General features: G+C 68.8%; 21 protein-coding genes. 16 read left to right on the forward strand and 5 right to left on the reverse strand.

All coding sequences use genetic code 11. The features are described 5' to 3' along the window. Positions 1-48: 48 nt before the first annotated feature. Positions 49-1,620 carry an acyl-CoA carboxylase subunit beta gene (locus tag DTO57_RS12690; protein WP_114118595.1) on the forward strand — a complete coding sequence of 524 codons (1,572 nt, stop codon included), beginning with the start codon at positions 49-51 and terminating at the stop codon, positions 1,618-1,620. After that, on the forward strand, positions 1,617-1,805 hold the full coding sequence (locus DTO57_RS12695) for an acyl-CoA carboxylase subunit epsilon (RefSeq protein ID WP_114118596.1): 189 nt from the start codon (positions 1,617-1,619) through the stop codon (positions 1,803-1,805). The genes DTO57_RS12690 and DTO57_RS12695 overlap by 4 nt, the downstream gene beginning before the upstream one ends. Before the next feature lie 31 nt (positions 1,806-1,836). Here DTO57_RS12695 and DTO57_RS12700 read toward each other — a convergent pair whose 3' ends face one another. Then, positions 1,837-2,568, reverse strand: a complete 732-nt coding sequence (locus DTO57_RS12700) for a biotin--[acetyl-CoA-carboxylase] ligase (RefSeq protein ID WP_114118597.1) — start codon at positions 2,566-2,568, stop codon at positions 1,837-1,839. 149 nt (positions 2,569-2,717) lie between these two features. Here DTO57_RS12700 and DTO57_RS12705 point away from each other — a divergent pair, with 149 nt between their 5' ends. The 6 genes from DTO57_RS12705 (at position 2,718) to DTO57_RS12730 (ending at position 8,076) form a co-directional block, all read left to right on the forward strand. Then, complete coding sequence (locus tag DTO57_RS12705; protein WP_114118598.1) at positions 2,718-3,230, forward strand: PH domain-containing protein; 513 nt, start codon at positions 2,718-2,720, stop codon at positions 3,228-3,230. A 19-nt stretch (positions 3,231-3,249) separates the two neighbouring features. After that, positions 3,250-4,371 carry a 5-(carboxyamino)imidazole ribonucleotide synthase gene (locus tag DTO57_RS12710; protein ID WP_114118599.1) on the forward strand — a complete coding sequence of 374 codons (1,122 nt, stop codon included), beginning with the start codon at positions 3,250-3,252 and terminating at the stop codon, positions 4,369-4,371. 82 nt (positions 4,372-4,453) lie between these two features. Beyond that, the gene (gene purE / locus DTO57_RS12715) at positions 4,454-4,924 is read left to right on the forward strand and encodes a 5-(carboxyamino)imidazole ribonucleotide mutase (RefSeq protein ID WP_114118600.1); all 471 of its coding nucleotides are present in this window, start codon (positions 4,454-4,456) and stop codon (positions 4,922-4,924) included. After that, positions 4,921-6,351 (forward strand): LCP family protein, encoded by a 1,431-nt coding sequence (locus DTO57_RS12720; RefSeq protein ID WP_229730591.1) that lies wholly within the window; start codon positions 4,921-4,923, stop codon positions 6,349-6,351. The genes purE and DTO57_RS12720 overlap by 4 nt, the downstream gene beginning before the upstream one ends. 79 nt (positions 6,352-6,430) lie before the next feature. Continuing rightward, entirely contained in the window at positions 6,431-7,315 is an 885-nt protein-coding gene (locus DTO57_RS12725; RefSeq protein WP_229730589.1) for an ABC transporter permease, read from the forward strand. Beyond that, positions 7,315-8,076, forward strand: a complete 762-nt coding sequence (locus DTO57_RS12730) for an ABC transporter ATP-binding protein (protein ID WP_114118602.1) — start codon at positions 7,315-7,317, stop codon at positions 8,074-8,076. Before DTO57_RS12725 ends, DTO57_RS12730 begins: the two co-directional genes overlap by 1 nt. A gap of 96 nt (positions 8,077-8,172) precedes the next feature. Here the strand turns inward: DTO57_RS12730 and DTO57_RS12735 are convergent, their stop codons facing one another. Further along, positions 8,173-9,087, reverse strand: coding sequence for a glycosyltransferase family 2 protein (locus tag DTO57_RS12735; RefSeq protein WP_114118603.1), 915 nt, complete (start codon positions 9,085-9,087; stop codon positions 8,173-8,175). A 4-nt stretch (positions 9,088-9,091) separates the two neighbouring features. Beyond that, positions 9,092-10,393 (reverse strand): UDP-glucose dehydrogenase family protein, encoded by a 1,302-nt coding sequence (locus DTO57_RS12740; RefSeq protein WP_114118604.1) that lies wholly within the window; start codon positions 10,391-10,393, stop codon positions 9,092-9,094. Positions 10,394-10,486: 93 nt separating this feature from the next. Here DTO57_RS12740 and DTO57_RS12745 point away from each other — a divergent pair, with 93 nt between their 5' ends. Further along, entirely contained in the window at positions 10,487-12,271 is a 1,785-nt protein-coding gene (locus DTO57_RS12745) for a glycosyltransferase family 2 protein (protein WP_114118605.1), read from the forward strand. Between the two features lie 453 nt (positions 12,272-12,724). On the opposite strand, the gene DTO57_RS12750 is transcribed toward DTO57_RS12745, so the two are convergent. Further along, positions 12,725-13,801 carry a glycosyltransferase gene (locus DTO57_RS12750; protein ID WP_114118606.1) on the reverse strand — a complete coding sequence of 359 codons (1,077 nt, stop codon included), beginning with the start codon at positions 13,799-13,801 and terminating at the stop codon, positions 12,725-12,727. A 76-nt stretch (positions 13,802-13,877) separates the two neighbouring features. Between DTO57_RS12750 and DTO57_RS12755 the strand changes: the two genes are divergently transcribed. The 7 genes from DTO57_RS12755 to DTO57_RS12785 all read left to right on the forward strand — a co-directional run bounded on the left by DTO57_RS12755 (position 13,878) and on the right by DTO57_RS12785 (position 22,894). After that, the gene (locus DTO57_RS12755; RefSeq protein WP_114118607.1) at positions 13,878-15,857 is read left to right on the forward strand and encodes an LGFP repeat-containing protein; all 1,980 of its coding nucleotides are present in this window, start codon (positions 13,878-13,880) and stop codon (positions 15,855-15,857) included. 3 nt (positions 15,858-15,860) lie between these two features. Next, positions 15,861-17,132 carry a polysaccharide pyruvyl transferase family protein gene (locus DTO57_RS12760; RefSeq protein WP_114118608.1) on the forward strand — a complete coding sequence of 424 codons (1,272 nt, stop codon included), beginning with the start codon at positions 15,861-15,863 and terminating at the stop codon, positions 17,130-17,132. A 47-nt stretch (positions 17,133-17,179) separates the two neighbouring features. Further along, complete coding sequence (locus tag DTO57_RS12765) at positions 17,180-18,022, forward strand: glycosyltransferase family A protein (RefSeq protein ID WP_114118609.1); 843 nt, start codon at positions 17,180-17,182, stop codon at positions 18,020-18,022. 63 nt (positions 18,023-18,085) lie between these two features. Then, positions 18,086-19,228 (forward strand): UDP-galactopyranose mutase, encoded by a 1,143-nt coding sequence (gene glf / locus DTO57_RS12770; RefSeq protein ID WP_114118610.1) that lies wholly within the window; start codon positions 18,086-18,088, stop codon positions 19,226-19,228. Between the two features lie 33 nt (positions 19,229-19,261). Continuing rightward, positions 19,262-20,038 carry an ABC transporter permease gene (locus DTO57_RS12775; protein WP_229730587.1) on the forward strand — a complete coding sequence of 259 codons (777 nt, stop codon included), beginning with the start codon at positions 19,262-19,264 and terminating at the stop codon, positions 20,036-20,038. After that, positions 20,038-20,775 carry an ABC transporter ATP-binding protein gene (locus DTO57_RS12780; RefSeq protein WP_114118612.1) on the forward strand — a complete coding sequence of 246 codons (738 nt, stop codon included), beginning with the start codon at positions 20,038-20,040 and terminating at the stop codon, positions 20,773-20,775. Before DTO57_RS12775 ends, DTO57_RS12780 begins: the two co-directional genes overlap by 1 nt. Before the next feature lie 49 nt (positions 20,776-20,824). After that, positions 20,825-22,894: an acyltransferase family protein gene (locus DTO57_RS12785; RefSeq protein WP_162785769.1), complete on the forward strand. Its 2,070-nt coding sequence runs from the start codon at positions 20,825-20,827 to the stop codon at positions 22,892-22,894. Between the two features lies 1 nt (position 22,895). Here the strand turns inward: DTO57_RS12785 and DTO57_RS12790 are convergent, their stop codons facing one another. After that, on the reverse strand, positions 22,896-24,998 hold the full coding sequence (locus DTO57_RS12790; protein ID WP_114118614.1) for an acyltransferase family protein: 2,103 nt from the start codon (positions 24,996-24,998) through the stop codon (positions 22,896-22,898). Positions 24,999-25,016: the final 18 nt, after the last annotated feature.

Here is a 25,016-nt window from a genome sequence, read left to right on the forward strand (position 1 = left end):
GGTCAGCGCGTGTGTCCCGTTAGGGTGGAATCCGTGACCGAACCGGACATGTCGACCACTGCGGGGAAGATCCAAGACCTCCGCAACCGCTACAACGAGGCCGTTGTCGAGCCCGAAAAGGTGGCTGCCGAGAAGCAGCACGCCAAGGGCAAGCAGACGGCGCGCGAGCGCATCGAGCAGCTCATGGACCCCGGCAGCTTCGTCGAGCTCGACGAGTACGTGCGCCACCGCACGACGGCGTTCGGGATGGACCGCTCGCGCCCCTACGGCGACTCCGTCGTCACGGGCGTGGGCCGGATCCACGGCCGCGTCGTCGCCGTGTACTCGCAGGACTTCTCGACCTTTGGCGGGTCGCTCGGCGAGGTCGCCGGCGACAAGATCGTCAAGGTGATGGAGTTCGCGCTGCAGAACGGCATGCCGATCATCGGCATCCTCGATTCGGGCGGCGCGCGCATCCAGGAGGGCGTGCAGGCCCTCGGCAAGTACGCCGAGATCTTCCGCCTCAACACGCACTCGTCGGGCGTCATCCCGCAGATCTCGATCGTCATGGGCCCCGCGGCCGGTGGCGCCGTATATTCGCCCGCCCTGACCGACTTCGTCATCATGGTCGACAAGACCAGCCAGATGTTCGTGACCGGCCCCGACGTCATCAAGACGGTGACGGGCGAGGACGTCGGCATGGAGGAGCTGGGCGGCGGGCTCACGCACAACACCCGCTCGGGCGTCTCGCACTACCTGGCCTCCGACGAGGAAGACGCGCTCGACTACGCGCGCAGCCTCCTCGGCTACCTGCCGGACAACAACATGTCCGACGCCCCGGACTACTCGTCGGACTTCGAGTTCGAGACGAACGATCTCGACCAGAAGCTGAACGCGATCATCCCGGATTCGCCGAACCAGCCCTACGACATCAACGAGGTCATCGAGGTCATCGCCGATCACGGCGAGTTCCTCGAGGTGCACCCGCTGTTCGCGCCCAACATCGTCGTGGGCTTCGCCCGCGTCGAGGGCCGCTCGGTCGGCATCATCGCGAACCAGCCCCAGCAGATGGCCGGCACGCTCAACATCGAAGCGGGCGAGAAGGCCGCGCGCTTCATGCGATTCTGCGACGCCTTCTCGATCCCCGTCGTCACCCTCGTCGACGTTCCCGGCTACCTGCCGGGCACCGACCAGGAGTGGACGGGTGTCATCCGCCGCGGCGCGAAGCTGCTCTACGCCTACGCCGAGGCGACCGTGCCGCTCGTCACCGTGATCCTGCGCAAGGCCTACGGCGGCGCGTACATCGTCATGGGATCCAAGCAGCTCGGCGCCGACGTGAACCTCGCGTGGCCGACCGCCGAGATCGCCGTCATGGGCGGCCAGGGCGCCGTCAACATCCTCTACCGCGGCGAGATCAAGCGCGCCACCGAGGCGGGCGAGGACGTCGCCGCGGTGCGCACGAAGCTCGCCGACGAGTACACCTACAACGTGGCGTCGCCGTTCCTCGCGGCCGAGCGCGGCGAGATTGACAGCGTCATCGAGCCCGCCCACACTCGCGTCATGATCGCGAAGGCCCTGCGCGCGCTGCGCCGCAAGCGCGCCGAGCTGCCGCCGAAGAAGCACGGGAACATTCCGCTGTGAGTGACCTCGCCCTGCGCGTCACGCGCGGAAACCCCACGGAAGAGGAGCTGGCGGCCGTCCTCGCGGTCGTCGGCAACTCCTACGCCGAGGAAGCGGACGGCGCGAAGGCGCCGGAACGCCGGGTGCCGGACCGCTGGATCCGCTCGAAGCGCCTGCGCACCTACCCGCGCGACCGCTGGTCGTGAGCAAGAAACGGGCCCCCGAGGGGCCCGTTTCTTATTCCGCGTTCCGCAGATGCACGATGTCGCCCACGCCGATGGGCTGGCCGTCGATCTCGAGGCGGCCGTCCTCGGCGAGGTTGGTCGCGATGCCCGTGATGCCGCCGCCCCCGGGCAGGTGCGCCGTCACGCGCTGCCCGAGCGTCACGCAGCTCTCCCGCACCTCGTCCCGCACGGATCCGCGGGCCAGCCGCTCGGCGAGGCCGCCGAGGCGGGCGAGGTAGCCCGCGAGCAGGGCGTCCTCGTCGACGTCGACGCCGAGCGAGGCGAACGACGCCGCCGTCTCGACCGGGAGCTGCTCCGCCGTCATGCGCGTGTTCACGCCGCTGCCGACGACGACGCGGTCGCTTGTCGCAACCTCCGCGAGGATCCCGCAGAGCTTGCGGCCGCCCACGAGCACGTCGTTCGGCCACTTCACGCCGACGCCGGCCAGCTGCTCGCCCGCGGATCCGGCCATCGCCGTGCCCGCGATGAGCGGGATCCAGCCGCGGCGCTCCACGGGGATCCGTGAGAGGTCGAGCACGACCGAGATCGCGAGCGACGCGCCCGGGGGTGCGGTCCAGGCGCGATCGAGGCGCCCGCGCCCCGAGCGCTGGTCGCGCGTGAGGAGCACGCCGAGGTGGGGCCAGTCTTCGCCTGAGCGAAGCGCCGCCACGAGGTCGGCGTTCGTCGAGCCCGTGAAGGGGGCCTCGACGATGCGGGGGGAGACGGATTGCGACTGAGACCACATGCTCTCGAGCCTATGCGGGGCGCGTCGAGATTCTGACGATCGCGCGAGATGCGGCCGAAATCGCGAGAATTATCAGGATCTGGCAACAAAGTCAGCATGTCGCGGCCCCGTGCGCCGGTCATCCAGGGCGACCAGGCGAGAATGGATCCATGACCGCCCAGCAGGAGCTCCGCATCGCGACCTTCCGTCGCGGCGCCGAGTTGCTCGTGTTTCCGGCGATCCTGCTGATCGCGGTCGCGGGGGCGACGGGCTATCTGTACACGAACCTGCCGGATCCGTACGAGGACTGGATGCTGTTCGCCGCGGCGGGCGCAATCGTGCTGCTCGGCGTCGTGCTGCCCTGGTGGATCTGGGCGTCGCGCACCTACATCCTCACGACGCGCCGCATCATCGTGGCGCGCGGCCTCGTCATCCGCCGCCGCAGCGAGCTGATGCACGCGACGGGCTATGGCATCGAGGTGGTGCGCGGGCCGATCCAGCGCCTGTTCGGGCGCGGCACGCTGATCCTCTCGTCGGGCGGCTTCGAGCTCGCGCTGAAGGGCGTGCACTCGCCGCGCCTCGTGCGCGAAACGCTCAGCGACCAGATCGAGATCTGCCAGATTCTCGCGCACCGGCAGGCTCAGCAGGCCGCGGCCGACCCCTTCATGCGAACCGACGTCTGAGAACTGGCAAAATAGGGGCATGACTAAGCGCGTCGGTGTAATCGGTGGTGGCCAGCTGGCTCGAATGATGATCGCTCCGGCGTCAGAGCTCGGCCTCGAGATTCGGGTGCTCGCCGAGCAGGACGGCATGTCGGCGAAGCTCGCCGCGACCCAGATCGGCGACTATACCGATCTCGCGACCGTCCGCGAGTTCGTGAAGGACGTCGACGTCGTCACCTTCGACCACGAGCACGTCCCGCAGGAGGTGCTGCGCGCCCTCGTCGCCGACGGCGTCGAGGTGCACCCCGGCCCCGATGCCCTGCAGTACGCGCAGGACAAGCTCGTCATGCGCGCGAAGCTCGCCGAGGCCGGCGCCCCGCAGCCCGATTGGGCGGGCGTCGCGACGCGCGACGAGCTGCAGGCCTTCCTCGACGACCACGGCGGCCGCGCCGTCGTGAAGACCCCGCGCGGGGGATACGACGGCAAGGGCGTTCGCGTCATCGGATCCGCCGAGGAGGCCGACGATTGGTTCGCGGCCTTCGAAGGCGAGCGGATCCTCGTGGAGGAGCTCGTCGACTTCCGTCGCGAGCTCGCGCAGCAGGTCGCGCGTCGCAAGTCGGGCGAGATGGTCGTGTACCCCGTCGTCGAGTCGGTGCAGAAGGACGGCGTGTGCGCCGAGGTCTTCGCCCCGGCGCCCGGCGCGTCGGAGCGCGCGATCGAGGTCGCCGCGCAGATCGGCACCCAGATCGCCGAGTCGCTCGGCGTGACCGGCATGCTCGCGGTTGAGCTCTTCGAGACGAGCGACGAGCGCCTGCTGGTCAACGAGCTCGCCATGCGCCCGCACAACAGCGGCCACTGGACGCAGGACGGCGCCGTGACGAGCCAGTTCGAGCAGCACCTGCGCGCGGTCTGCGACCTGCCGCTCGGCGCGACCGACACGCTGCGCGACGCCGCGTGCATGATCAACATCCTCGGCGGCCCCGAGGGCGCCGACATCGACGAGCGCTTCGGCGTCGCGATGCAGGCCCACCCGACGGCCAAGATTCACACCTACGGCAAGGCCTCGCGCCCCGGCCGCAAGGTGGGCCACATCAACGTCGCGGGCGACGACCTCGACGACGCCGTGTACACGGCGAGGGCCGCCGCGGCGTTCTTCGCGTAAGTCGCTGAGGGTTGATCACAAAACGGTCACTTACCCTGGGTGGGTGCTTCACTCTTCAGAAACCCCCCTCGTCGGCGTCGTCATGGGCTCCGACTCCGACTGGCGCATCATGCAGGACGCGTCGGCGGCGCTGACCGAGTTCGGGATCGCTCATGAGGTCGAGGTCGTGTCGGCCCACCGCACGCCCGACAAGCTCATCAGCTACGGCCGCGAGGCTCGCTCGCGCGGCCTGAAGGCGATCATCGCGGGCGCGGGCGGTGCGGCGCACCTGCCCGGCATGCTCGCCTCGCTCACGGCGCTACCGGTCATCGGCGTGCCGGTGCAGCTCGCGACCCTCGACGGCATGGACTCCCTGCTGTCGATCGTGCAGATGCCCGCGGGGATCCCCGTCGCGACGGTCTCGATCAACGGCGCCAAGAACGCGGGCCTCCTGGCCGCGCGGATCCTCGGCGCGGGCGACCCCGCGATCGCGGAGCGCATCGAGGCCTACGCGAAGGATCTCGAGCGCCAGGTCGACGAGAAAAATCGCCGCCTGAAGGAATCTCTCGCGTGAGCCGCGCCGCCGAGTACGCGGCGGCGCCGGGCGGCTCCGTCATCGACGTCGCCCCGCTTCGGCGACCCGAGGCGGGCAACCCCCGCCTCATGGCCAGGCGCGGCTGGTGGCTCGTCGTCCTGAACTTCCTCTTCCCCGGCACGGCTCAGGCCGCGGCCGGTAATCGTCGCCTCGCGCGGCTCGGCCTGGGCGCCACGCTGTTCATGTGGGCAGTCGTGCTGCTGCTCGTCGTCGGGGCGTTTGTCGCCCGCACGGCGCTGCTCGGCATCCTTGCGCACGCGTGGGTGCTCTACGTTCTCGGCCTGATTGTCGCTGCGTATACGGTGCTGTGGGTCGTGCTGAGCCTCGACACGTTGCGCCTCGTGCGCGTCGTCAAGGTTCCGGCACCGCAGCGCTTTTTCGTGCTCGTGCTGTGCCTCGTGCTGACGGTGCTGCAGGTGATCGCGGGAGCCTTCGCGGCGCGCAGCATCTTCACCGTCAGCAGCGCGTTCAGTCAGAACCTCTCGAGCAACTCGATCACGGTGCCGCCGAGCGACGGGTATTACAACATCGCCCTTCTCGGCGCAGATTCGGGCGACGGCCGCGACTCGCTGCGCTACGACAGCATCTCGATCGTCTCGATCAACGCCGAGACGGGTGCCATGACGATCACGGGCATCCCGCGCGACCTCGAGCACGTGCCGTTCAGCGAGGGAAGCCCCATGCTCGAGCTGTACCCGAACTATTTCGAGGGCCACGGTGATCCGACCTGCGGGTGGAACTCGGGCATCAACCAGCTCACCAACGCCGTGTCGTTCTGTCGCGAGGACCGCGGCGACAGCCTGTATCCCGACGCGCGCGACCAGGATTCGCTGCCCGAGATCGAGGCGACGAAGGACGCCGCCTCCGGCCTCCTCGGCATCGACGTGCAGTACTACATCTCGATCGACATGCACGGCTTCGGCGCCCTCATCGACGCCGTCGGCGGCGTCGACATCACCGTCGACGAGCGCCTGCCCGAGGGCGGCGGCCCCGCCTACGACGGCCAGCCGGCCGAGGAATGGGCGACCGGCTGGATCGAGCCCGGCGAGCAGCACATGGACGGCGAGACGGCCCTCTGGTACGCGCGTTCGCGCTACACGACGAGCGACTGGGACCGCATGGAGCGCCAGCGCGAGCTGCAGACGGCGCTCATGAGCCAGCTCAAGCCCAACGTGCTGCTGACGAAGCTCGGCGCGATTAAGGACGCCGGCACGGCCGTCGTCGAGACCGACATCCCGGACGACCTCGCCTCGACGTTCCTCGACCTCGCGGTCAAGTCCCGCGAGCACGAGACCCAGACGATCGAGCTGAACCCGGACAACGGCGTCGACCAGGAGTGGCCCGACGTCGACATGATTCACCAGAAGATCGACGCGGCCCTGCACCCGGCCGAAGCGTCGGAGTGACCTCTCCCAGATTCGGGAGAGGCCGAGCGATAGGATCCAGTGTGACTTTCTGCGGACAACCCCTGCGAGGCGCGGCGCTGTGACCACGATTGATCTGAACGACTACGACGTCCCCGGACGCAGTCGAGGAATCCTCGACGTGATCCGGTGGCGGTATCTCCTGCGCCTCCTCGTGCGCAAGGGCACCTCGACGCGCTACCGCAACTCGGCGCTCGGCTGGACCTGGTCGTACGTCAAGCCGCTGATCCAGTTCTTCATCTACTTCCTGGTGATGGGCTTCATCTTCGGGCAGCGCGACAACGTCGAGAACTTCCCGCTGTACATGTTCTCGGGCTTCATCACGGTGCAGTTCTTCAACGAAGCCTTCGGTAACGCGACCACCGCCGTCGTGGGTAACAAGGCCCTCGTGCGCAAGATCTACCTGCCCCGGGAGCTGTTCCCGATCGCGGCGATCATCAACGCGTTCATCCACTTCCTGCCGCAGCTCGGGATCCTGCTCGTCGTCGCCATCTTCTACGGATGGCGCCCCGGCTTCACCGAGATCGGATCCGTGCTCGCGGGGCTCGCCCTCATCGCGCTGATCTCGTTCGGCCTCGGCCTGCTCTTCGCAGGCCTCAACGTGCGCTTCCGCGACGCCGAGAACTTCGCTGAGGTGATCCGCCAACTCGCCACCTGGGCGTCGCCCGTGCTTTACACCTGGCAGCTCATTCCCGACAAGATGGGCCCCATCTTCGGCCACATCTACATGTGCAACCCGATCACGATCGCGGTCGAGTTCATGCACTACGGTTTCTGGGCCGAGACGGTTCCGCGCTACAGCGAGACCCACCACGGCGGGTGGATCGGCTTCCCGCCGCACTTCGGCCTCTACGCCCTCGCGGCGGTCGTTATCAGCGTGATTCTCGTCGTCATCGGACAGCTCGTCTTCCGCCGCGCCGAGCGCACCTTCGCACAGGACCTGTGATGTCAGACACGATCATTCAGACCTCCGAGACGACGCCGGCGATCATCGTCGACCACGTCACCAAGACCTTCCTCAAGCGCAACTCGCACTCGATGAAGGAGGCCTTCGTCGGCTGGACGAAGGGCAAGAAGGTCCGCGCCGACCAGTTCCACGCGCTCGACGACGTCAGCTTCCAGATCGGCGAGGGCGAGTCGGTCGCCGTCCTCGGCTTCAACGGATCCGGAAAATCGACGACCCTGAAGATGGTCTCCGGCGTGATGCAGCCCGACGAGGGGCGCGTGTTTACGAAGGGTCGCGTCGCGGGCCTCATCGAGGTCGGCGCGGGCTTCCACCCCGACCTCTCGGGGCGCGAGAACGTGTACCTCAACGCCGCGATCCTCGGCATGTCGAAGGAACAGATAGACGCGCGATTCGACGACATCGTCGAGTTCAGCGAGATCGGCGACTTCATCGAGCAGGAGGTCAAGCACTACTCGTCGGGCATGTTCATGCGCCTGGCCTTCGCCGTCGCGATCCACGTCGACCTCGACGTGCTGCTCGTCGACGAGGTGCTCGCCGTCGGCGACGAGGCGTTCCGCAAGAAGTGCTCCGACAAGCTCAAGGAGCTCGCGTCGCAGGGCGTGACGATGCTCATCGTCAGCCACTCGATGGGCATGGTGCAGGACCTCTGCACGCGCGGCATCGTCATCCACGAGCACAAGGTGCTGTTCGACGGGCCGATCGCTGAGGCCGTGCAGGTTATTAGGACGACCCCGCACTAAGAGGCGCGGAGGGCGCCTCGTAGCGCGGGGTCTTCGGCGTTTGTTTTCACCCGCCCGCACTAAGAACAAAGGCCCTGCAGAGCAGGGCCTTTCTTCTTACTTCTTGAAGCGCGAGCGGAGCACGCGCATCGCGCGCTCGGGGAGGCTGTAGCGCTCGATCTCGGCGCGCAGGCGGTCTTCCATCTCGGCGAGCCTCTGGTCGAGGAACTTCGTGAGGTACAGCGGCAGGCCGGGGCCGTGCTGCTGCACGTAGGCGCGCAGCGCCTCGTCGCGCAGGAGCGCGTCGGTCGCGCGGTGCTCGCTATCGTCCGCGATCACGCTGTTTCCGGCGGATCCGTCGGCGCCGGGGCGCTGGTGCCAGTACGCGTACGGCTTCTTCTCGTCGAGGTATTCGAGCGGTCCGCGCGCGAGCACCTTGAGGGTGAAGTTCCAATCTCCCACGACGGGCAGGCGCTCCTCGTAGAGGCCGAGCTCGTCGTGCAGGCTGCGGCGATAGACGAAGCCGATCGGCACGAAACGGTTGAACAGCATGGTGTCGCCGAGCGTCGGCGCCGTCAGGTGCTGCTGGAAGATCTCGCGGCCGAGCTCGACGTAGTCGTTGCCGGAGGCCTCCTCCCAGACGATCTCGATCTTCGACACGACGCCGCCGCGGTCGGCGTTGCTCGGCCGCTCGAGGTAGTCGGCGGCCGCGGCGAGGAAGCCGGGGTGCCACGAGTCGTCGTCGTCGTGCAGGACGATCAGGGGAGCGGACGTGAGGCGCACGCCCGCGTTCGCGCTGGCCCAGCGGCCGTGCGAGGTCTCGCGGTGCAGCACGCGCACCTGCTCGCGGTTCGCCTCGGGCACGCGGGCGACCATCGCATCGACGGCGGCGGGGTCGCCGCCGTCGTTGACGATGATGCATTCCCACTCGGTGAGGGTCTGCGACGTGATGCTGCGGAGCGCGCGTTCGAGGAACTTCGGGCGATCCTTCGTGCGCACGATGACCGCGACGCGCGGCTCCGGGGCAGTCATGTCTTTAGCGTCCCATTCCGGTGTAGGTCCAGCCCGCGGCCTTCCACGCCACCGGATCCAGGATGTTGCGGCCGTCGAACACGATCGGGCGCGCGACCTTCGCCGCCGTCGCCACCGGATCCAGTTCGCGGAACTGCTTCCACTCCGTTACGACCACGACGGCCTCCGCGCCCTCGAGCGCGTGCTCCAGCGAGTCCGCATACGCGAGCTGCGGGTGCAGGCGGCGGGCGTTATCCATCGCCTCCGGGTCGAACGACACGACCTCCGCACCCAGACCCTTCAACCGCACCGCGACATCGAGCGCCGGCGAGTCACGGATGTCGTCCGAGTCGGGCTTGAACGCCAGACCCAGCACCGCGACACGGTGCCCAAACACCTGACCATCGAACGAGTCCACGACACGGTCGACAACGTGCTGACGGCGACGCAGGTTGATCTCGTCGACCTGCTTCAAGAACGCCACCGACTCGCCCTTACCGAGCTCCTCCGCACGCGCCGCGAACGCACGAATATCCTTCGGCAGGCAACCGCCACCGAAACCGACACCCGCGTTGAGGAACTTCCGTCCGATACGCACATCGTGACCGATCGCGTCGGCGAGCTGCGTCACATCGGCGCCCGCGACCTCGGAGATCTCGGCCATCGCGTTGATGAAGCTGATCTTCGTCGCAAGGAAGCTGTTCGCGGCGACCTTCACCAGCTCGGCCGTGGCCTGGTTCGTGACCAGGCGGGGCGTGCCGCGCTCGAGGATCGACGCGTAGACGGCGTCGAGGGTCGCGACGTCCTCGTCACGGGTCGCGTCGGCGACACCGTAGACGAGGCGGTCGGGGTCGACGGTGTCCTTCACCGCGAAGCCCTCGCGCAGGAACTCCGGGTTCCATGCCAGGCGCACGCCCTTCGCCGCGGCGAGCTCCGACAGGCGGGCCGCGGTGCCGACCGGGACGGTCGACTTGCCCGCGATGAGCGAGCCCGGCTTCGCGTAGCTAAGGATCCCGTTCGTGGCGGCGTCGACGTAGGTCATGTCGGCGCCCTGGCCGTCGCGGCGCTGCGGGGTGCCGACACCGATGAAGTGCACCTCGGCGTCAGCGAGCGATGCGTAGTCGGTGGAGAACGACAGGCGACCGGAATCGATACCGGCCTGCAGGATCTCGTCGAGGCCGGGTTCGAAGAACGGGGTCTGTCCGGCGGAGAGTTTGTCGATCTTTTCCTGGTCGACGTCGATGCCGACGACGGTGTGGCCGAGCGAGGCCATCGCGGCCGCGTGGACTGCACCGAGGTAACCGCAACCGATCACGCTCAACTTCATGGGTGGGTTCTCCTTGTTTTGACACGAGACGACCCCGCGAGAGGCGCCGCATCCATCCTGCCATGCACACGGTTCACATATCCTGGTGCGGACATGTCAGATACATCGCGTCACCCCACATACTCGGTCGTCATCCCCACGTACAACGTGCGTCCGTGGCTGCGACAGACCCTCGAATCGGTGTTGCGCCAGCGCGAAGACCTCGAGGTGATCGTCGTCGACGACGGCTCGACCGACGGCACCCGCGACCTAATCGCCGACTACGCGGCGCGGGATCCGCGGATCCGCGTGCTCGATAACGACGGATCCGGGGGCGGATCCGCCCGCAACCTCGGCGCGCGGAGCGCGGCCGGGGAGTACCTGATTTTCGCGGACGGCGACGACCTGATCCCGGACGGCGCCTACGCGGCGCTCGTGGGCAGCCTCGAGCGCAGCGGATCCGACCTCGCGGTAGGTGACTACCTCAAGTTCCGCGCCGTCGACACGTGGCGGCCGACGCAGGCGATGGGCGCCTTCGACCGGCCCGCCGAGGGCGTGACGCTCGCCGACGAACCGAGCCTGCTGTTCTCGCGGCCCTGCTGGAACCGGGCCTTCCGCGCGTCGTTCTGGCGCGAATCCGCGATCGAGTTCCCCGATGTGCCGCGCTCGAACGACATCGTGCCGATGGTGCGCGCGCTCGCGGGCGCCTCGTCGATCGACATCGTCGAAGACATCGTCTACGTGTACCGCGAGCGTCCGGGCAGCGGATCCATGACCGCCCGCGCCGGCGCGAGCACGAGCCTCGTGAGCTACCTGACGCAGGAGGCCGAGTGCGCGCGCATCGTCGCGGACCTCGGCGACGAGGGCGCGTCGCGCGTGTTCTCGGACCTCGTGTGGGACCGCGACGGCTTCGTCGCGGTGAACCGCTACCTGCTCGCGTGGGCCGAGCCCACGGGCGGCGACGCCGAGGTGCGGGACGCGCTGGCGCAGCTTCTTGCGCTCGTACCCGCCCCGAGCGAATCCGTTGGCCTGCTGCGTGCCGCCGTGTTGTGCCTCGCCGCCTCGGGTGATTTCGCCGCGGCCCACGCCCTCGCGCGCGTTGCGGGCGGACACCCCGAGGGGCGCGACGCCTCCGAAGAGAGCGCCAATCTGGCCGAGACCTGGCTCGCGGCGCTCGCATGGATCGACGGTGCCTCGGATGCGCGCGGCGCCGACGCGCCCTCCGCGGGTGCGCGCGCACTGACGGACGTCGAGCGTGCGCTCGTCCTCGAGCGTTTCGCCCGCCAGCTGGCCGCCACGACGGGTGGGTCGCCAAAAAATGTCGCCTCGCGCGGCGCGCGGGCGACATTTTTTGGCGACCCAATGTGGGGGGAGCTCGTCGTTGCTGCGCGGCGCGTGCTGGGGCCGCGGGCCGCGCTGTTCGCGGCGGAGGCATGGCAGGATCCGGCCGCCGGGGCGACCCGCGCCGAGCTGCGCCGGGCGGCGGCGGGGCGGATCCACGCCCTCGCCGGCGGCGGGATCCTCGCCCTCGACGGCACCGTCGCACCCGAGGCTGGCGACGTGCGGGTCGGGCTGCTCGACGGCGAGGCCACGATCGCCGCGGACTCGCTCATCGTCATCGAGGCCTCGAGCACCGCGTGGCGCACCGCCGGCGACGGAGTGCGTTCCTTCACGGCGGCATTTGCGGTCGGATCCCTGCCGATGCACCGGCCTCTGACGCCCGTCCTCATTGAGGGCGACGCCGTCTGGAACCTCGACGCGACGCTCGAGCTCCCGCCGTACTCGCGGCACGACAGCTTCCTCTACGACGTCGTCGACCGGATCCTGGTGGTGCGAAAGCGCCGCCACTGGGCCATCCGCGGCGCCATCACCTTCGCGAAGCGCCTCCGCACCCGCTAGCGGGATGCCTTCGTGTCGTTCTGGCGTCTCAGAACGACACGAACGCATCCCTGTGGCGTGAGCGCGACGTCGGCGCGTGCTTGCGGGATGCCGTTGTGTCGTTTTGGCGTCTCAGAACGACACGAACGCATCCCTGTGGCGTGGGCGCGACGTCGGCGCGTGCTTGCGGGATGCCGTTGTGTCGTTTTGGCGTCTCAGAACGACGCGAACGCATCCTTGTGTCGTGGGCTCGACGCCGGCGCGTGCTTGAGGGATGGCTTCATGTCGTTATGGCGCCTCAGAACGACACGAACGCATCCCTGAGGCGTGGGCGCGACGTTGACGCATGCTGAGGGATGCCGTTGTGTCGTCTTGGCGCCCCAGAACGACACGACGCCATCCCTATGAGGTGGGTGCGTGCTTGGGGGATGCGGTCGCGTCGTTGTGAGCGCCCAGAACGACGCGACGGCATCCCTAAACGACGGGCGACGACAGCGTGCGTAGCAGCGCCGAGTATTCGCGCGCGACGTCCCACGGGGCGATCGGGGCGAGGAACGCCTCGAAGTCGTCCGGCGTGACGCCCGCGAAGGGGGCGGTCGCCAGGAGCTCGGCGATCGATTCCTCCGGGTGGGCGGGGTCGAAGAACGCGACCCAGCTCTCGGATCCGAACTGCTCAACGAGGCCAGGGTCGCGCGGCAGGATGACCGGCACGTGGAAGGTCGCCGCGAGGTGCACGCTGCCCGAGTTGAGGATCGCCCGGTAGGGGAAGCACGCAACGTCTGCGGCGCGGAACCAGCGCGTGATGTCGGCGTCGTCGACGAAGTCGAGGTGCGAGACCGTGCGGAGCTGCGGGGGGAGCGAGGCGCGGAATTCGGCGCGCGGCATCTCCTTCATGGCGCCCGCGAGCATGAGCACGAGGTCGTTCCCGCGGCGCGCATCGGCGTCGGCCGCCGCGCGGGCGAGCGCATCGACGCCCTTATAGGGCCGGATTTGTCCGAGGAAGAGGACCGCCGTGTCGGCGTCGGCGATCTCGAACGACTCCCGCGCCTCCGCGCGCGTGATCGAGGTGTCGTAGACGCCCTCGTAGCTGGGGTGCGGGATCTGGCGGATCTTGCGCGGGTCGAGCGAGACGACATCGGCCATCGCGGCCGGCGTGTGCGGCGCCATGATGTGGATCGCATCCGCCGACGCCGCGATGAGGCGCGTCAGCTCGATCTCGAGGTCGCGGAAGGTGAGCTCGTGCGGGAGGCGGTTGTGGATCGTCCACACGAGCTTCGCCCCGCGTGCGCGCAGATCGCCGAGCACGCGCGAGAGCTTCGCGACGCGCGCGCGGGCGTTCTTTTCTGACTGCGCCTGCTGCACGATCGGGGTCGTCCAGTGCATGTGCAGCACGTCGCCGCGCCCGAGCCGGGCCGCGCCCGCCGTGAGGTCGTCGAAGGTGTGCGCGCCCGTCACGCGGAACCCGTCGGCCGCCGCAGAAAGCTGCAGAAGGTTGAGGAACGCGTTGTTCAAATAGGCGGGAAAAACGAGCACCTCGGAGCCGGAACGCATGCCTCGATTCTACGGCGCGCGCATCGCGACGCCCGAAATGGTGTCGTATAACAGGCGAATCTGAGACGATAAGCGAATGCGTCGCGTCGGAATCTTCTCTCGCCCTGCCCGGAACGCGCGCGCCCTGCTTGGTGCCGCGCTCGCTCTCGTCGTCATCGGGTCGCTGACCCCCGCGGCCGCTTTTGCCGCCGACGAGACCGACGACACGGCGGTGGTCGAGGAAACCGCGACCCCGGAACAGGCCGAAGAAACGGCAAGCCCCGAGGGATCCGAAAAATCGGCTACCCCGGAAGACGAAGCAACCGCGGCAACCCCGGAAGAATCCGCGGAAAGCACCGAAGACGCAACGGTGCTCGAAGAATTCGACGCGATTGCCGGAGATGTGGCATCGATCCCGACGCCCGAAAATGGCGACTACGTCGGCAGCAACACGACCGACGAGCTCGATCCCGGCTCCTTCACCTCGCAGTTCGGTGACCTCACGGCGATCGCGTCGTCGACGTTCAAGGCCGGAAACATCATCAGCGACTCGAAGATGTTCACGAGCGGCACGATGACGGCCTCGCAGATTCAGTATTTCTTCGACAAGAAGGTGCCGAAATGCGATAACGGCTACACCTGCCTGAAGGATTACAAGATGACGACGGTGTCGAAGTCGCCGAACTCGTATTGCGCGGGCTCGTACACCGGCGCCAAAAACGAGTCGGCCGCGACGATCATCTCGAAGGTCTCGAAGGCCTGCGGCGTGAGCGAAAAGGTGCTCATCGTCATGCTGCAGAAGGAGCAGGGCCTCGTCACCCACGTGTGGCCGAGCCAGTTCCGCTACGACATCGCGATGGGCTACGCCTGCCCCGATGACGCCGCCTGCAACGCGCAGTACTTCGGCTTCCAGAACCAGATGTACATGGCCGCCTACCAGCTGCAGCGGTACACGAAGGACAGCTACTTCAACTGGTACCCCGTCGGTAAGACGTCGCCCGTGCGCTACCACCCGAATATCGCGTGCGGGTCCGGCAACGTGAAGATCGAGAACAAGGCCACAGCGGCCCTGTACTACTACACGCCCTACCAGCCGAACCAGGCCGCGCTCAACGCCGGCTACGGCGCCGGCGACTCGTGCTCGGCATACGGCAACCGCAACTTCGCCCTCTACTACACCGAGTGGTTCGGCTCGCTGCACGGCAACGAGACCCCCGCATCGCCGTCCGAGCCGTCGTCGCCGACCCCTTCTGCGGGCGAGAAGGCGATCACGGCGAAGTGGAAGGCGCTCGGTGGCGCCTCGGGCGTTTACGGCAGTGCCAAGGGCCGCGCCAAGTGCAACCTCGCCGGCGGAGGCTGTTACCAGGCCTTCCAGGGCGGCGGTATCTACTGGAAGAAGTCCACGGGCGCTCAGGCCGTGAGCCAGAACGTGCTCGAGGGCTGGTGGAAGCTCGACAAGGAGAAGGGCGCGCTCGGCTTCCCGAACGGTAGCCGCCGCTGCAACCTCGTTGACGGCGGCTGCTACCAGTCGTTCGAGGGCGGCATGGTCTACGTGACGCCGAAGAACGGATCCATCCCCGTCACGAGCGCCATGGTCGAGGGCTGGAGCGAGCAGAACCGCGAGAAGGGCGCCCTCGGCTACCCGACGCGCTCGATGGTCTGCGGCCTCGCGAGCGGCGGCTGCTACCAGCAGTTCCAGGGCGGCGCCACCTACTGGACCTCGTCGACCGGCGCCCACGCGACCACCTCGCGCACCCTCGCCGGGTGGCGCAGCGTCGACAAGGAAAAGGGCAAGCTTGGCTTCCCCGTAAAGGCCATGAAGTGCGGCCTGCCCAATGGTGGCTGCTACCAGCAGTTCCAGGGTGGCAAGGTCTACTGGAGCAAGGCTGGCGGATCCCAGCCGATCTACGGCTCGATCATGAACCAGTACCAGGCCCTCGGCAACGAGCACAGCCGCCTCGGCTACCCGACGAGCGGCGAGAACTGCTCGTACAGCGGCGGCGCCTGCCGGCAGACGTTCCAGCACGGCTACATCCAGTGGACGCCGGGCCGCGGCACGATCTACCGCTACAACTGATCCGTGGGGTTCGCAGACGACGACATTCGCGGCGTCACCGTCCCGCACTGGGTGCCGGACGACGGCGGATCCGCGAACTTCGGCGACGAGATCGGCCCGATGCTCGTCCGCGCCCTCGCCCCCGAGGGGGCGGTGGGCGCGGGCCGGCTGCTGTCGGTCGGATCCGTTATTCACTTCGGCGGACGCGGCGACGTCGTGTGGGGTGCCGGTATCAACGGCAAGGTGCGGCAGACGCTGCAGCAGCCCCTCGACGTGCGCGCGGTGCGCGGCCCGCTGACCGGCGCCGTGCTGCAGGGGCACGGGCTCGAGGTTCCTGAGGTCTTTGGCGATCCCGCGCTGCTCATGCCGCGCCTCTTCGACGTGCCGCTCGGCACGCGCCGCGACGTGCTCGTGATGCCGAACCTCAACGAGCTCGGCCGCGTGACGGGCGAGCGCGTCGTGAGCCCGCTCGGGGATCCGATCGCCATCGCGGCCGAGATCCGCGCGGCCGGTTTCGTCGTCGCGAGCTCGCTGCACGCGCTCGTGATCGCCGACGCGTTCGGGGTGCCCGCGCGGCCGCTCGTGCCCGGAGCCGAGCATGCCTTCAAGTACCTCGACTACTACGCCGGCACCGGCCGCGCCGACGTGCGCTTCGCCGGCACGGTCGAGGAGGCCCTCGACCTCGGCCCGATCGCCCCCGCAGACGTCGACCTCGACGCGATCGAGGCGGCCTTCCCCCGCGACCTCTGGGGGGCGCGCCGCGAAAACGATGAGACCTCGCGGAATTACGACGCCCTGCGACGGGAGTCGGCGCGCGGGTTCGGGGAATTGGCGCTCGCCGTCGGCCGCGATGCGGCGGATCCTGCGGCCCATGCGCTGCTGCGCGCGCAGCAGCTCGTCGCCGAGCAGCCGGCGGCGCTCGCCGCGGCGCTCGAGCGCGCGAGCGACGGATCCGGGGCCGCCGAGGTCGCTTCGGCGGCGGTCGCCTTCCTGCGGGAGGTGCCCGCGCACGGCGCGATGGATCAGCGCCTCGCGCGGGCGCTGAAGCGGCGCTTCGCGGGCGCGGGCGCGTCGAACGACGCTGGCATGGCAAGAGGCGAGGGCGCGGCGCGCGACGAGGTCATCGCGCGCGTCGTGGCGACCGGCAAGGTCTCGCTCGCCCGCGCGATCGTCGAGGGCCGTGAGGACCTCTCTGCAGGCCTCGCGCACCTCGGCGAGGGGCGTCCGGATCCGCGACCCGCGGAAGACCCCGCGGAAGCACCCGAACCCCGCAAGCGCCGCCGCTGGCTCCGATAGCGCCGCGCCTCGGCGTGTTCTGATGCCGCGCGCATAGACTGCCGCGCGTGCTTGCCTTTGTGACGTCGCTCCGACACCCCGAGAACGCCTCCGACTACGGCCGCGTCGAGGAGCTCTTGCGGCGCACCCTGCGCTCGATCGAAAAGCAGACGAGCGACGACTACGTCGTGATCGTCGTGGGCAACCGCGCGCCGTCGTTCGAGCTGCCGCGGCGCGCCCAGTTCGTCTACGTCGACTTCCCGCCCGCGGCCGAGCCGACGACGCGCGAGGAGCGCTGGGAGGCGGTCATCGCCGACAAGGGCAGCAAGCTCGCCGTCGGCCTCCTGGCCGCGCGCGCGTACTCGCCCGACTACGTCATGGTCACCGACGCCGACGACTTCGTGCACCGCGACCTCGTGCGTTGGGTGGGCGAGCAGCCGGCCGGATCCGCGGGCTGGTACGTCGCCGACGGCTGGCGCTACTCGGCCTTCCGCGGGGCGGGGGAGCGGATCGACGACCTCTACCGTGTCTGCGGCACCTGCTACATCGCCCCCTGGAGCGCCTACGCCGTGCCAGAAGACCTGCCCGTCACCGCGACGCAGGAGCAGGTCTGGGAGGCGTTCGGCGAGCGCGCCCGCTTCATCCTCGGCAAGCACCGCGACGCCGAGAAGTGGTTCGAGGCGCACGGCTACCCGCTCGAGAAGCTGCCGGTTCCCGGATCCGTTTATCACGTCGACACGGGCGAGAATCACTCGGGCAAAAAGATCGAGGGCACCGCGCGCATGATGCCGCGCGCCGTCGCGCGGGATTACGGAATCACGCATGACCAGCCCCTCCTCGTGCGCTGGTGGCGCTGCGAGGGCGTGCGGATCCGCGATGGGGTGCGCCGTCGCCTCTCGCGACAGGCGTGATCTTTTCGTGACATTCGCGCGAAGCTGTCAGGTATGCAGAACACTCGATGACAGAATGAGCGCATGGACACCGATCTTCTTGTCGTTGGCTCTGGCTTTTTTGGCCTCACGATCGCCGAGCGCGCCGCAAACGCCGGCCGCAAGGTAACCGTTATTGAGCGCCGCCACCACATCGGCGGTAACGCATACAGCGAGGCCGAGCCCGAGACGGGCATCGAGGTGCACCGTTACGGTGCCCACCTGTTCCACACGTCGAACGAGACGGTGTGGGAGTACGTGAACCGCTTCACGACGTTCACGAACTACGTGCACAAGGTGTACACGAACCACAAGAACCAGGTCTTCCCGATGCCGGTGAACCTGGGCACGATCAACCAGTTCTTCCAGGCCGCGTACTCGCCCGACGAGGCGCGCGCCCTGATCAAGGAGCAGGCGGGCGAGTTCGACGTCGCCACCGCCCAGAACTTCTACGAGAAGGGCATCGCCCTCGTGGGCCGCCCCCTCTTCGAGGCGTTCTTCGCGCACTACACGGCCAAGCAGTGGCAGACCTCGCCCGAGAAGCTCTCCGGCGACATCGTCAGCCGCCTCCCCGTGCGCTACAACTACGACAACCGTTACTTCAACGACACCCACGAGGGTCTGCCGACCGACGGTTACACGGCGTGGCTCGAGCGCATGGCCGACCACCCCAACATCACGATCAAGCTCGAGACCGACTTCTTCGACGCCTCGCAGCCCTTCAACAAGGCCGCCGTCGCCGGTCAGATCCCCGTCGTTTACACGGGCCCCGTCGACCGCTACTTCGACTACTCGGAGGGCGCGCTGAGCTGGCGCACGCTCGACTTCGAGCAGGAGGTGCTGCAGGTCGGCGACTTCCAGGGCACCCCCGTCATGAACTACCCGGACGCCGACGTGCCGTTCACGCGCATCCACGAGTTCAAGCACTTCCACCCGGAGCGCGCCGACCAGTACCCGACCGACAAGACCGTCATCATGCGCGAGTTCTCGCGCTTCGCCGAGGGCAACGACGAGCCGTACTACCCGATCAACACCCCCGACGACCGCTCGGGCCTCCTGGCCTACCGCGAGCTTCAGAAGGACGAGAAGGACGTGCACTTCGGCGGCCGCCTCGGCACGTACCAGTACCTCGACATGCACATGGCCATCGGCTCGGCGCTGTCGATGTGGAACAACAAGCTGGCCTAGGCCACGTTGAGGCGCGACGGTTCGCACGGTGCGGTGGGCGCGCCGGGAACGCTGCGGCGAAATCTTCATTCGCTGTGGCTGCTCTCGGCGCGCGACCTCCGCGTGCGCTACGCGACGAGCTGGCTCGGATACCTCTGGAGCGTGCTCGACCCGCTCGTGATGAGCGGCATCTACTGGTTCGTCTTCACGCAGGTCTTCCACCGCTCCACCGGCGCGGAACCGTACATCGTCTTCCTCATCAGCGCCCTGCTGCCGTGGGTGTGGTTTAACACCTCGATCTCGGACTTCACGAAGGCCTTCAGCAAGGACGCGAAGCTCGTCCGGTCGACGGCGATCCCGCGGTCGATCTGGATCGGCCGCATCATCCTCTCGAAGGGCATCGAGTTTCTCTGCTCGCTGCCCGTGCTCGTGATCTTCGCCGTGACGGCGGGTGCCGAGCTCACCTGGGGCGTGCTGTGGTTCCCGCTCGCCATCATCGTGCAGATCGTGTTGCTCACGGGCCTCGGCCTCATCGTCGCGCCGCTGTGCATCATGTTCCGCGACCTCGAGCGCACGACGCGCCTGATCCTGCGCGCCCTCTTCTACGGCACGCCGATCATCTACGCCGTGACCGACCTGCCCGACGGCTTCCACTTCCTCGGCCTCATCAACCCGCTCGCCGGCATCTTCACGATGTACCGCGCCTCTTTCTTCCCCGAACAGTGGGACACGGCCGCGGTCGCGACGAGCGCCGTCGTCAGCGTCGCCGTGCTCCTGCTCGGCATCTGGGTGTTCCGCCGCCTCGAGCGGCAGGTCCTGAAGGAGCTGTGATGCAGGCCGACCATGCGATCGAGGTCTCGGGCCTCGGGATCCGGTTCCGCCGCGGCCGCCGCGGCCGCCGCTCGATCAAGGCGATGTTCGCGGGCACCAAGCGCCGCGACCTGACGGGCGAGTTCTGGGCCCTCAAGGACGTGAGCTTCACCGTGAAGCCGGGCGAGGCCATCGGCGTCGTCGGCCGCAACGGCCAGGGCAAGTCAACCCTGCTGAAGCTCGTCGCCGGCGTGCTCATGCCCGACGCCGGCACCGTGACGGTCAACGGGGGAGTGGCGCCGCTCATCGAGATCACCGGCGGCTTCGTCGGCGACCTCACGGTGCGCGAGAACGTGCGCCTGACGGCCGGCCTCCACGGCATGACGAAGGCCCAGATCGCCGAGCGCTACGACGAGATGATCGCCTTCGCCGAGCTCGAAGACTTCCAGGAGACGCCGTACCGGCACCTCTCAAATGGCATGAAGGTGCGCCTCGCGTTCTCGGTCGTGTCGCAGCTCGACGAGCCGATTCTGCTCGTCGACGAGGTGCTCGCCGTCGGCGACAAAGCCTTCCGCGACAAGTGCTACGCCCGCATAGACGAGATGCTCGCCGGAGGCCGCACCCTGTTCTTCGTGAGCCACCGCGAATCCGACCTGCGCCGCTTCTGCACCCGCGGGCTCTACATCAAAGAACACCGCCTCGAGATGGACGGCCCGCTCGGCGACGTGCTCGATCGGTACAACGCCGACAACTCGTAAATCGGCCCCCGCTGAGGCATTGCACAATACCGCCGGGCAGAATGGTCGGGTGCTTGAAATCGCCCGACCGCTCCGCCAGGCGACCCCGGCGACGCCAAAGAAGGCGTCGCACCGGATCCTGGAGATCGATGGCCTGCGCGGCATCGCGCTGACGCTCGTCGTCGTCTTCCACCTGTTCGGGCACGGCCGCGTCTCGGGCGGCGTCGACGTGTTCCTCACGGTCTCGGGCTTCCTCCTCATCATGTCGCTCGGCCGCGCCCTCTCGACGGGCAAGCCCCTCGGCATCGTCGCGCGATGGGGCCGCACCTTCTCGCGCCTCGCCCCGCCCGCGGCCCTCGTGCTGCTCGCCGTCACGATCGCGTCGTTCGTCGTGCTCTCACCCTGGATGCGCGAACAGAACCTCCTCGAGGTCGTCTCGACCGCGTTCTATGTCGAGAACTGGCAGCTCATCACGACCCAGCTCGCCTACGGCGCCGCCGGCCCCCTCACGAGCCCCCTGCAGCACTTCTGGTCGCTGTCGGTGCAGGCGCAGTTCTTCCTGCTCTTCCCGCTCCTCGTGGGGCTCCTGACGCTCGTCGTGCGGTTGCGGAAGGCCAGGGTTGCCGTCTTCTGGTCGCTGCTCGCGGCCGCGACCCTCGCCTCGTTCCTCTACGCCTGGCACGCCAACGACGTGAACCCGCAGGCGGCGTACTTCGACACCTTCGCGCGCTTCTGGGAGCTCGGCGCCGGCGGCCTGCTCGCCGGCCTCATCACAAACGGCCGCACGCTCCCCATGATCCTGCGCCCGATCGCGGGCTGGCTGGGGCTCGCGATGATCATCTCGAGCGGTTTCATCTTCGACGGCGGATCCGCGTACCCCGGCCCCGCGGCCCTCCTCCCCGTCGGCGGCGCCGCGTTCGTGCTGCTCTCGGCCAACGGCGGCTGGCTCTCGCCCTCGCCGCTCCTGCGCAGCCGTCCCCTCGTGTTCCTCGACAGCATCTCCTACGGCCTCTACCTCTGGCACTGGCCGATCCTCATCGTGTTCTTCACGATCAACGAGACCGACCAGCTCAGCTGGGTCGGTGCGTGCCTCGTCATGGGCCTCGCCGTCGCCGTCACGCTGCTCACCCGGTGGATCCTGAACCCCGCGATCGCGTGGGCGACCGCGAAGACCGCGAAGCGGGCGCTGATCTTCGCGCTCGTCGCGATCCTCGCCGCCGCCGTGCCCGCCGGGGCGGCGTACGCCGTCGTCGAGCTGCGGTCGTCGGCGACGATCGCGCTCGACTCCTGCGCGGGCGCCGCGGCGCTGGATCCGGACCGCCCCGAGTGCGCGGACGCGGGGGAGGGCGAGGAGCTCGTCCCCACCCTCGAGACCCTGCGCAGCGACGACGCGAACCGCGGCGCCTGCTGGTCGCGCGGCAGCGATCCCGCCGTCAACGTGTGCTCGCTCGGCAGCGACGCCCCCGGTGCGTTCCGGATCCTCGCCGTCGGCGACTCGCACAACAACGTCTGGCTCGACGTCTACGAGCAGATCGCCGAGCTGCACGGCTGGCGCATCGACGCCGCGGGCCGCGCCGGATGCCAGTGGGTCGAGCCCGGCACGCCCGTTTACGGCCAGCCCGACGACGAGGCCGCGGCCTGCCAGGACTGGCGCGCCGCGATCGACGAGCGCGTCGCGTCCGGCGAGTACGACGCCATCCTCACGACGGCGTCGTCGAAGTCGGGCTTCCGCTCGGACGACGACGCGGTGAGCGACGCCGAGGTTCACACGATCGCGCTCCTCGGCGCGTGGCAGCACCGCTCCGACGACAGGGTGCCGATCATCGTGCTGCGCGACAACCCGATCTTCCCGCAGGAGTCGCTCGAGTGCATCGCCGACCGCGCCGCGGTCGACGCCGGCGAATGCTCGCTCCCGCGCGACGAGGCGCTGCTCGAGACCGGCTTCGACGACGCGGTCGCGCAGACGACCAACGCGCACACGATCGACCTCAGCGACCTCGAGTGCGGGCCCGCCCGCTGCGAGATGGTCGTCGGCGGCGTGATCGTGACGCGCGACGGCGCGCACCTGACGCGCGCCTACGCCGCGACGCTGGCCCCGTACCTCAACGACGCGCTCGTCGAGCTGCTCGAGGACGACTGAGCTAGCGGATCGCCCGCTGCAGCTCGTCGGCCAGGTACGGGCCGAGCGTCGACGCGTAGGTCGCCGTGAGGTGGTGGCCGTCGCGGTACACGACGACGCCGCCGATCACGGCCGGGCACTCGCCGTCGGCGCAGTAGTACCGCGTGAGGTCGATGAGCTCGGCATCCGGATCCACGAGGACGGCGTCCTCCTTCGGATCGTTCAGGAGGGCGGTGTCTTGCGGCTCCTCGCACCGCTCGTCGGCGGTCTCCGGATCCTCGGACACGCACGTGACGGGCGAATCCGGGAACGACGGGTTGTCGCGCAGCGCGATGATCGGCACGCTCTTGTCGGGGCGCTTGGCCCAGGCCTTCGTCATCGGGAGGACCTCATCGGCCGCGGCCGAGTCGGAGAGGACGTCCTCGCGCGAATCGGAGGCCGTCGCGCCCTCGAGGTCGTTCTTCGCCGTGACGCGGTTGGCGACGACGATCGCGTCGAGGTTGTCGGCAGAGGCGACATACTCGTCGGCCGCCTCGCGCCAGGCGGTGCAGGCGGCGGTCTGGTCGGCCGTCGCGAGCTCGAGCTTCTCTTCCGTCCAGTAGCAGCCCGCGTGGCCCGCGACGTCGAAGCGCCAGCCGAGTTCCTCGGCGGCGGCGCGATAGGCGGGGATCATCGCGTTGTTGTGCGAATCGCCGATCGCGAGCACGCGGTGGGTCGCGTCCTTCGGGCCGAAGGAGCACACGCGGAACTCCGACTCGTCGGGGCCCGCCCAGCAGTCCGGGTTGTTGCCGTCGTCGCTCTCGATGTCCGACAGCGTCGGCACGAGCGGGAGGCCCGCGAGCTCGGGGTTGTCGCACGGCGCGAGCTCGGGGTCGATCGCCTCGGCGCCGAAGCACTCGGGCTGCTCATTCACGAGGTTCGCCGCGATCTCGGCGGTGCGCTGCTCGCTCGCGCGGAGGAGCTGCACGGATCCCATCGAGACGACGAGCACGCAGGCCATCCCGGCTGCGCTCCACACCGCGATCGTGCGCGGGCGCCGGCCCCCGAGAAGCCTCGGGGAGGTGCGCACGGTGTCCTCGACGAACCGCGTCGAGAGCCAGGCGAGCGCGATGCTGCCGGCGCCGATCGCCAGCTTGTGGACGGTCGTGAGGGGGACGCCGGTGGCGAAGGGCACGATCACGATGAACGCCCAGTGCCACAGGTAGATCGCGTACGACACGCGCCCGATCATCGCGACGGGCGTGAAGCGGCCGACGTCGGCGAGCAGCGAGGGGGCGCCGCCCCAGATCGCGAGGACGGTGCCGGCGACCGGCAGCAGCGCGGTCGCGCCGGGGAAGGGCGTCGCGCCCGAGTAGGCGAAAACCGAGACGAGGATCAGCGCGATGCCTGCGCCCGAGACGACGGATCCGCGCACGCGGCCCGCGATCGCCGGGGCGAAGGCGAGGAGCGCGCCCGCGCCGAACTCCCACGCGCGCGTGAGGGTCGAGAAGTAGGCGGCGCTCGGCGCTGCGTTCATCTGCGCGACGCTGAAGACGAAGGAGGCGAGGGTGGCGACGGCGATCGCGACGAACATCACGGCGCGCCATGGCAACTTGCGGAACAGCCACATCGACACGACGAGCAGCAGGGGGAGGAGCACATAGAACTGCTCTTCGGCCGACAGCGTCCAGAAGTGCTGCACGGGCGAGGCGAGGTTATCGGCCGCCAGGTAGTCGACGCTGCCGAGCAGGAGGTGCCAGTTCTGCACGTAGAGCGCCGACGCCGTGATGTCGCCGAAGAACTGCGGCCACAGCGCGTTCGGCACCCAGATCAGCGTCGCCACGCCCACGAGCGCGAGCACGAGCAACGAGGCGGGCAGGAGGCGCGAGGCGCGGCGCGCCCAGAACTTCCCGAGCGCGATGCGCCCCGTCTTCGCGCGCTCGCGCACGAGGTGCGACGTGATCAGGTAGCCGCTGATGACGAAGAAGATGTCGACGCCGACGAAGCCGCCCGTGAGCCGGTTCGGCCACAGGTGGTAGAGCATGACGCTCATCACCGCGAGGGTGCGGAGCGCCTGAATATCGGAACGGAACGCGCGGGTCTCCCCGGAAGCGGGCCGCGTGGAGCGGAGCGTGGGGGTCGCCATCACCTCGTGCGCGGGGCC

The sequence above is a fragment of the Microbacterium sorbitolivorans genome (genome assembly GCF_003327285.1).
Lineage (GTDB): Bacteria > Actinomycetota > Actinomycetes > Actinomycetales > Microbacteriaceae > Microbacterium > Microbacterium sorbitolivorans.

Bases quoted from the DNA above. Each gene is read 5' to 3' on its own strand.
- DTO57_RS12690 (WP_114118595.1), top strand. From the start codon at position 49: ATGTCGACCACTGCGGGGAAGATCCAAGACCTCCGCAACCGCTACAAC.
- DTO57_RS12700 (WP_114118597.1), bottom strand. From the start codon at position 2,568: ATGTGGTCTCAGTCGCAATCCGTCTCCCCCCGCATCGTCGAGGCCCCC.
- DTO57_RS12705 (WP_114118598.1), top strand. From the start codon at position 2,718: ATGACCGCCCAGCAGGAGCTCCGCATCGCGACCTTCCGTCGCGGCGCC.
- DTO57_RS12710 (WP_114118599.1), top strand. From the start codon at position 3,250: ATGACTAAGCGCGTCGGTGTAATCGGTGGTGGCCAGCTGGCTCGAATG.
- purE (WP_114118600.1), top strand. From the start codon at position 4,454: ATGGGCTCCGACTCCGACTGGCGCATCATGCAGGACGCGTCGGCGGCG.
- DTO57_RS12730 (WP_114118602.1), top strand. From the start codon at position 7,315: ATGTCAGACACGATCATTCAGACCTCCGAGACGACGCCGGCGATCATC.
- DTO57_RS12735 (WP_114118603.1), bottom strand. From the start codon at position 9,087: ATGACTGCCCCGGAGCCGCGCGTCGCGGTCATCGTGCGCACGAAGGAT.
- DTO57_RS12740 (WP_114118604.1), bottom strand. From the start codon at position 10,393: ATGAAGTTGAGCGTGATCGGTTGCGGTTACCTCGGTGCAGTCCACGCG.
- DTO57_RS12745 (WP_114118605.1), top strand. From the start codon at position 10,487: ATGTCAGATACATCGCGTCACCCCACATACTCGGTCGTCATCCCCACG.
- DTO57_RS12750 (WP_114118606.1), bottom strand. From the start codon at position 13,801: ATGCGTTCCGGCTCCGAGGTGCTCGTTTTTCCCGCCTATTTGAACAAC.
- DTO57_RS12755 (WP_114118607.1), top strand. From the start codon at position 13,878: ATGCGTCGCGTCGGAATCTTCTCTCGCCCTGCCCGGAACGCGCGCGCC.
- glf (WP_114118610.1), top strand. From the start codon at position 18,086: ATGGACACCGATCTTCTTGTCGTTGGCTCTGGCTTTTTTGGCCTCACG.
- DTO57_RS12780 (WP_114118612.1), top strand. From the start codon at position 20,038: ATGCAGGCCGACCATGCGATCGAGGTCTCGGGCCTCGGGATCCGGTTC.
- DTO57_RS12790 (WP_114118614.1), bottom strand. From the start codon at position 24,998: ATGGCGACCCCCACGCTCCGCTCCACGCGGCCCGCTTCCGGGGAGACC.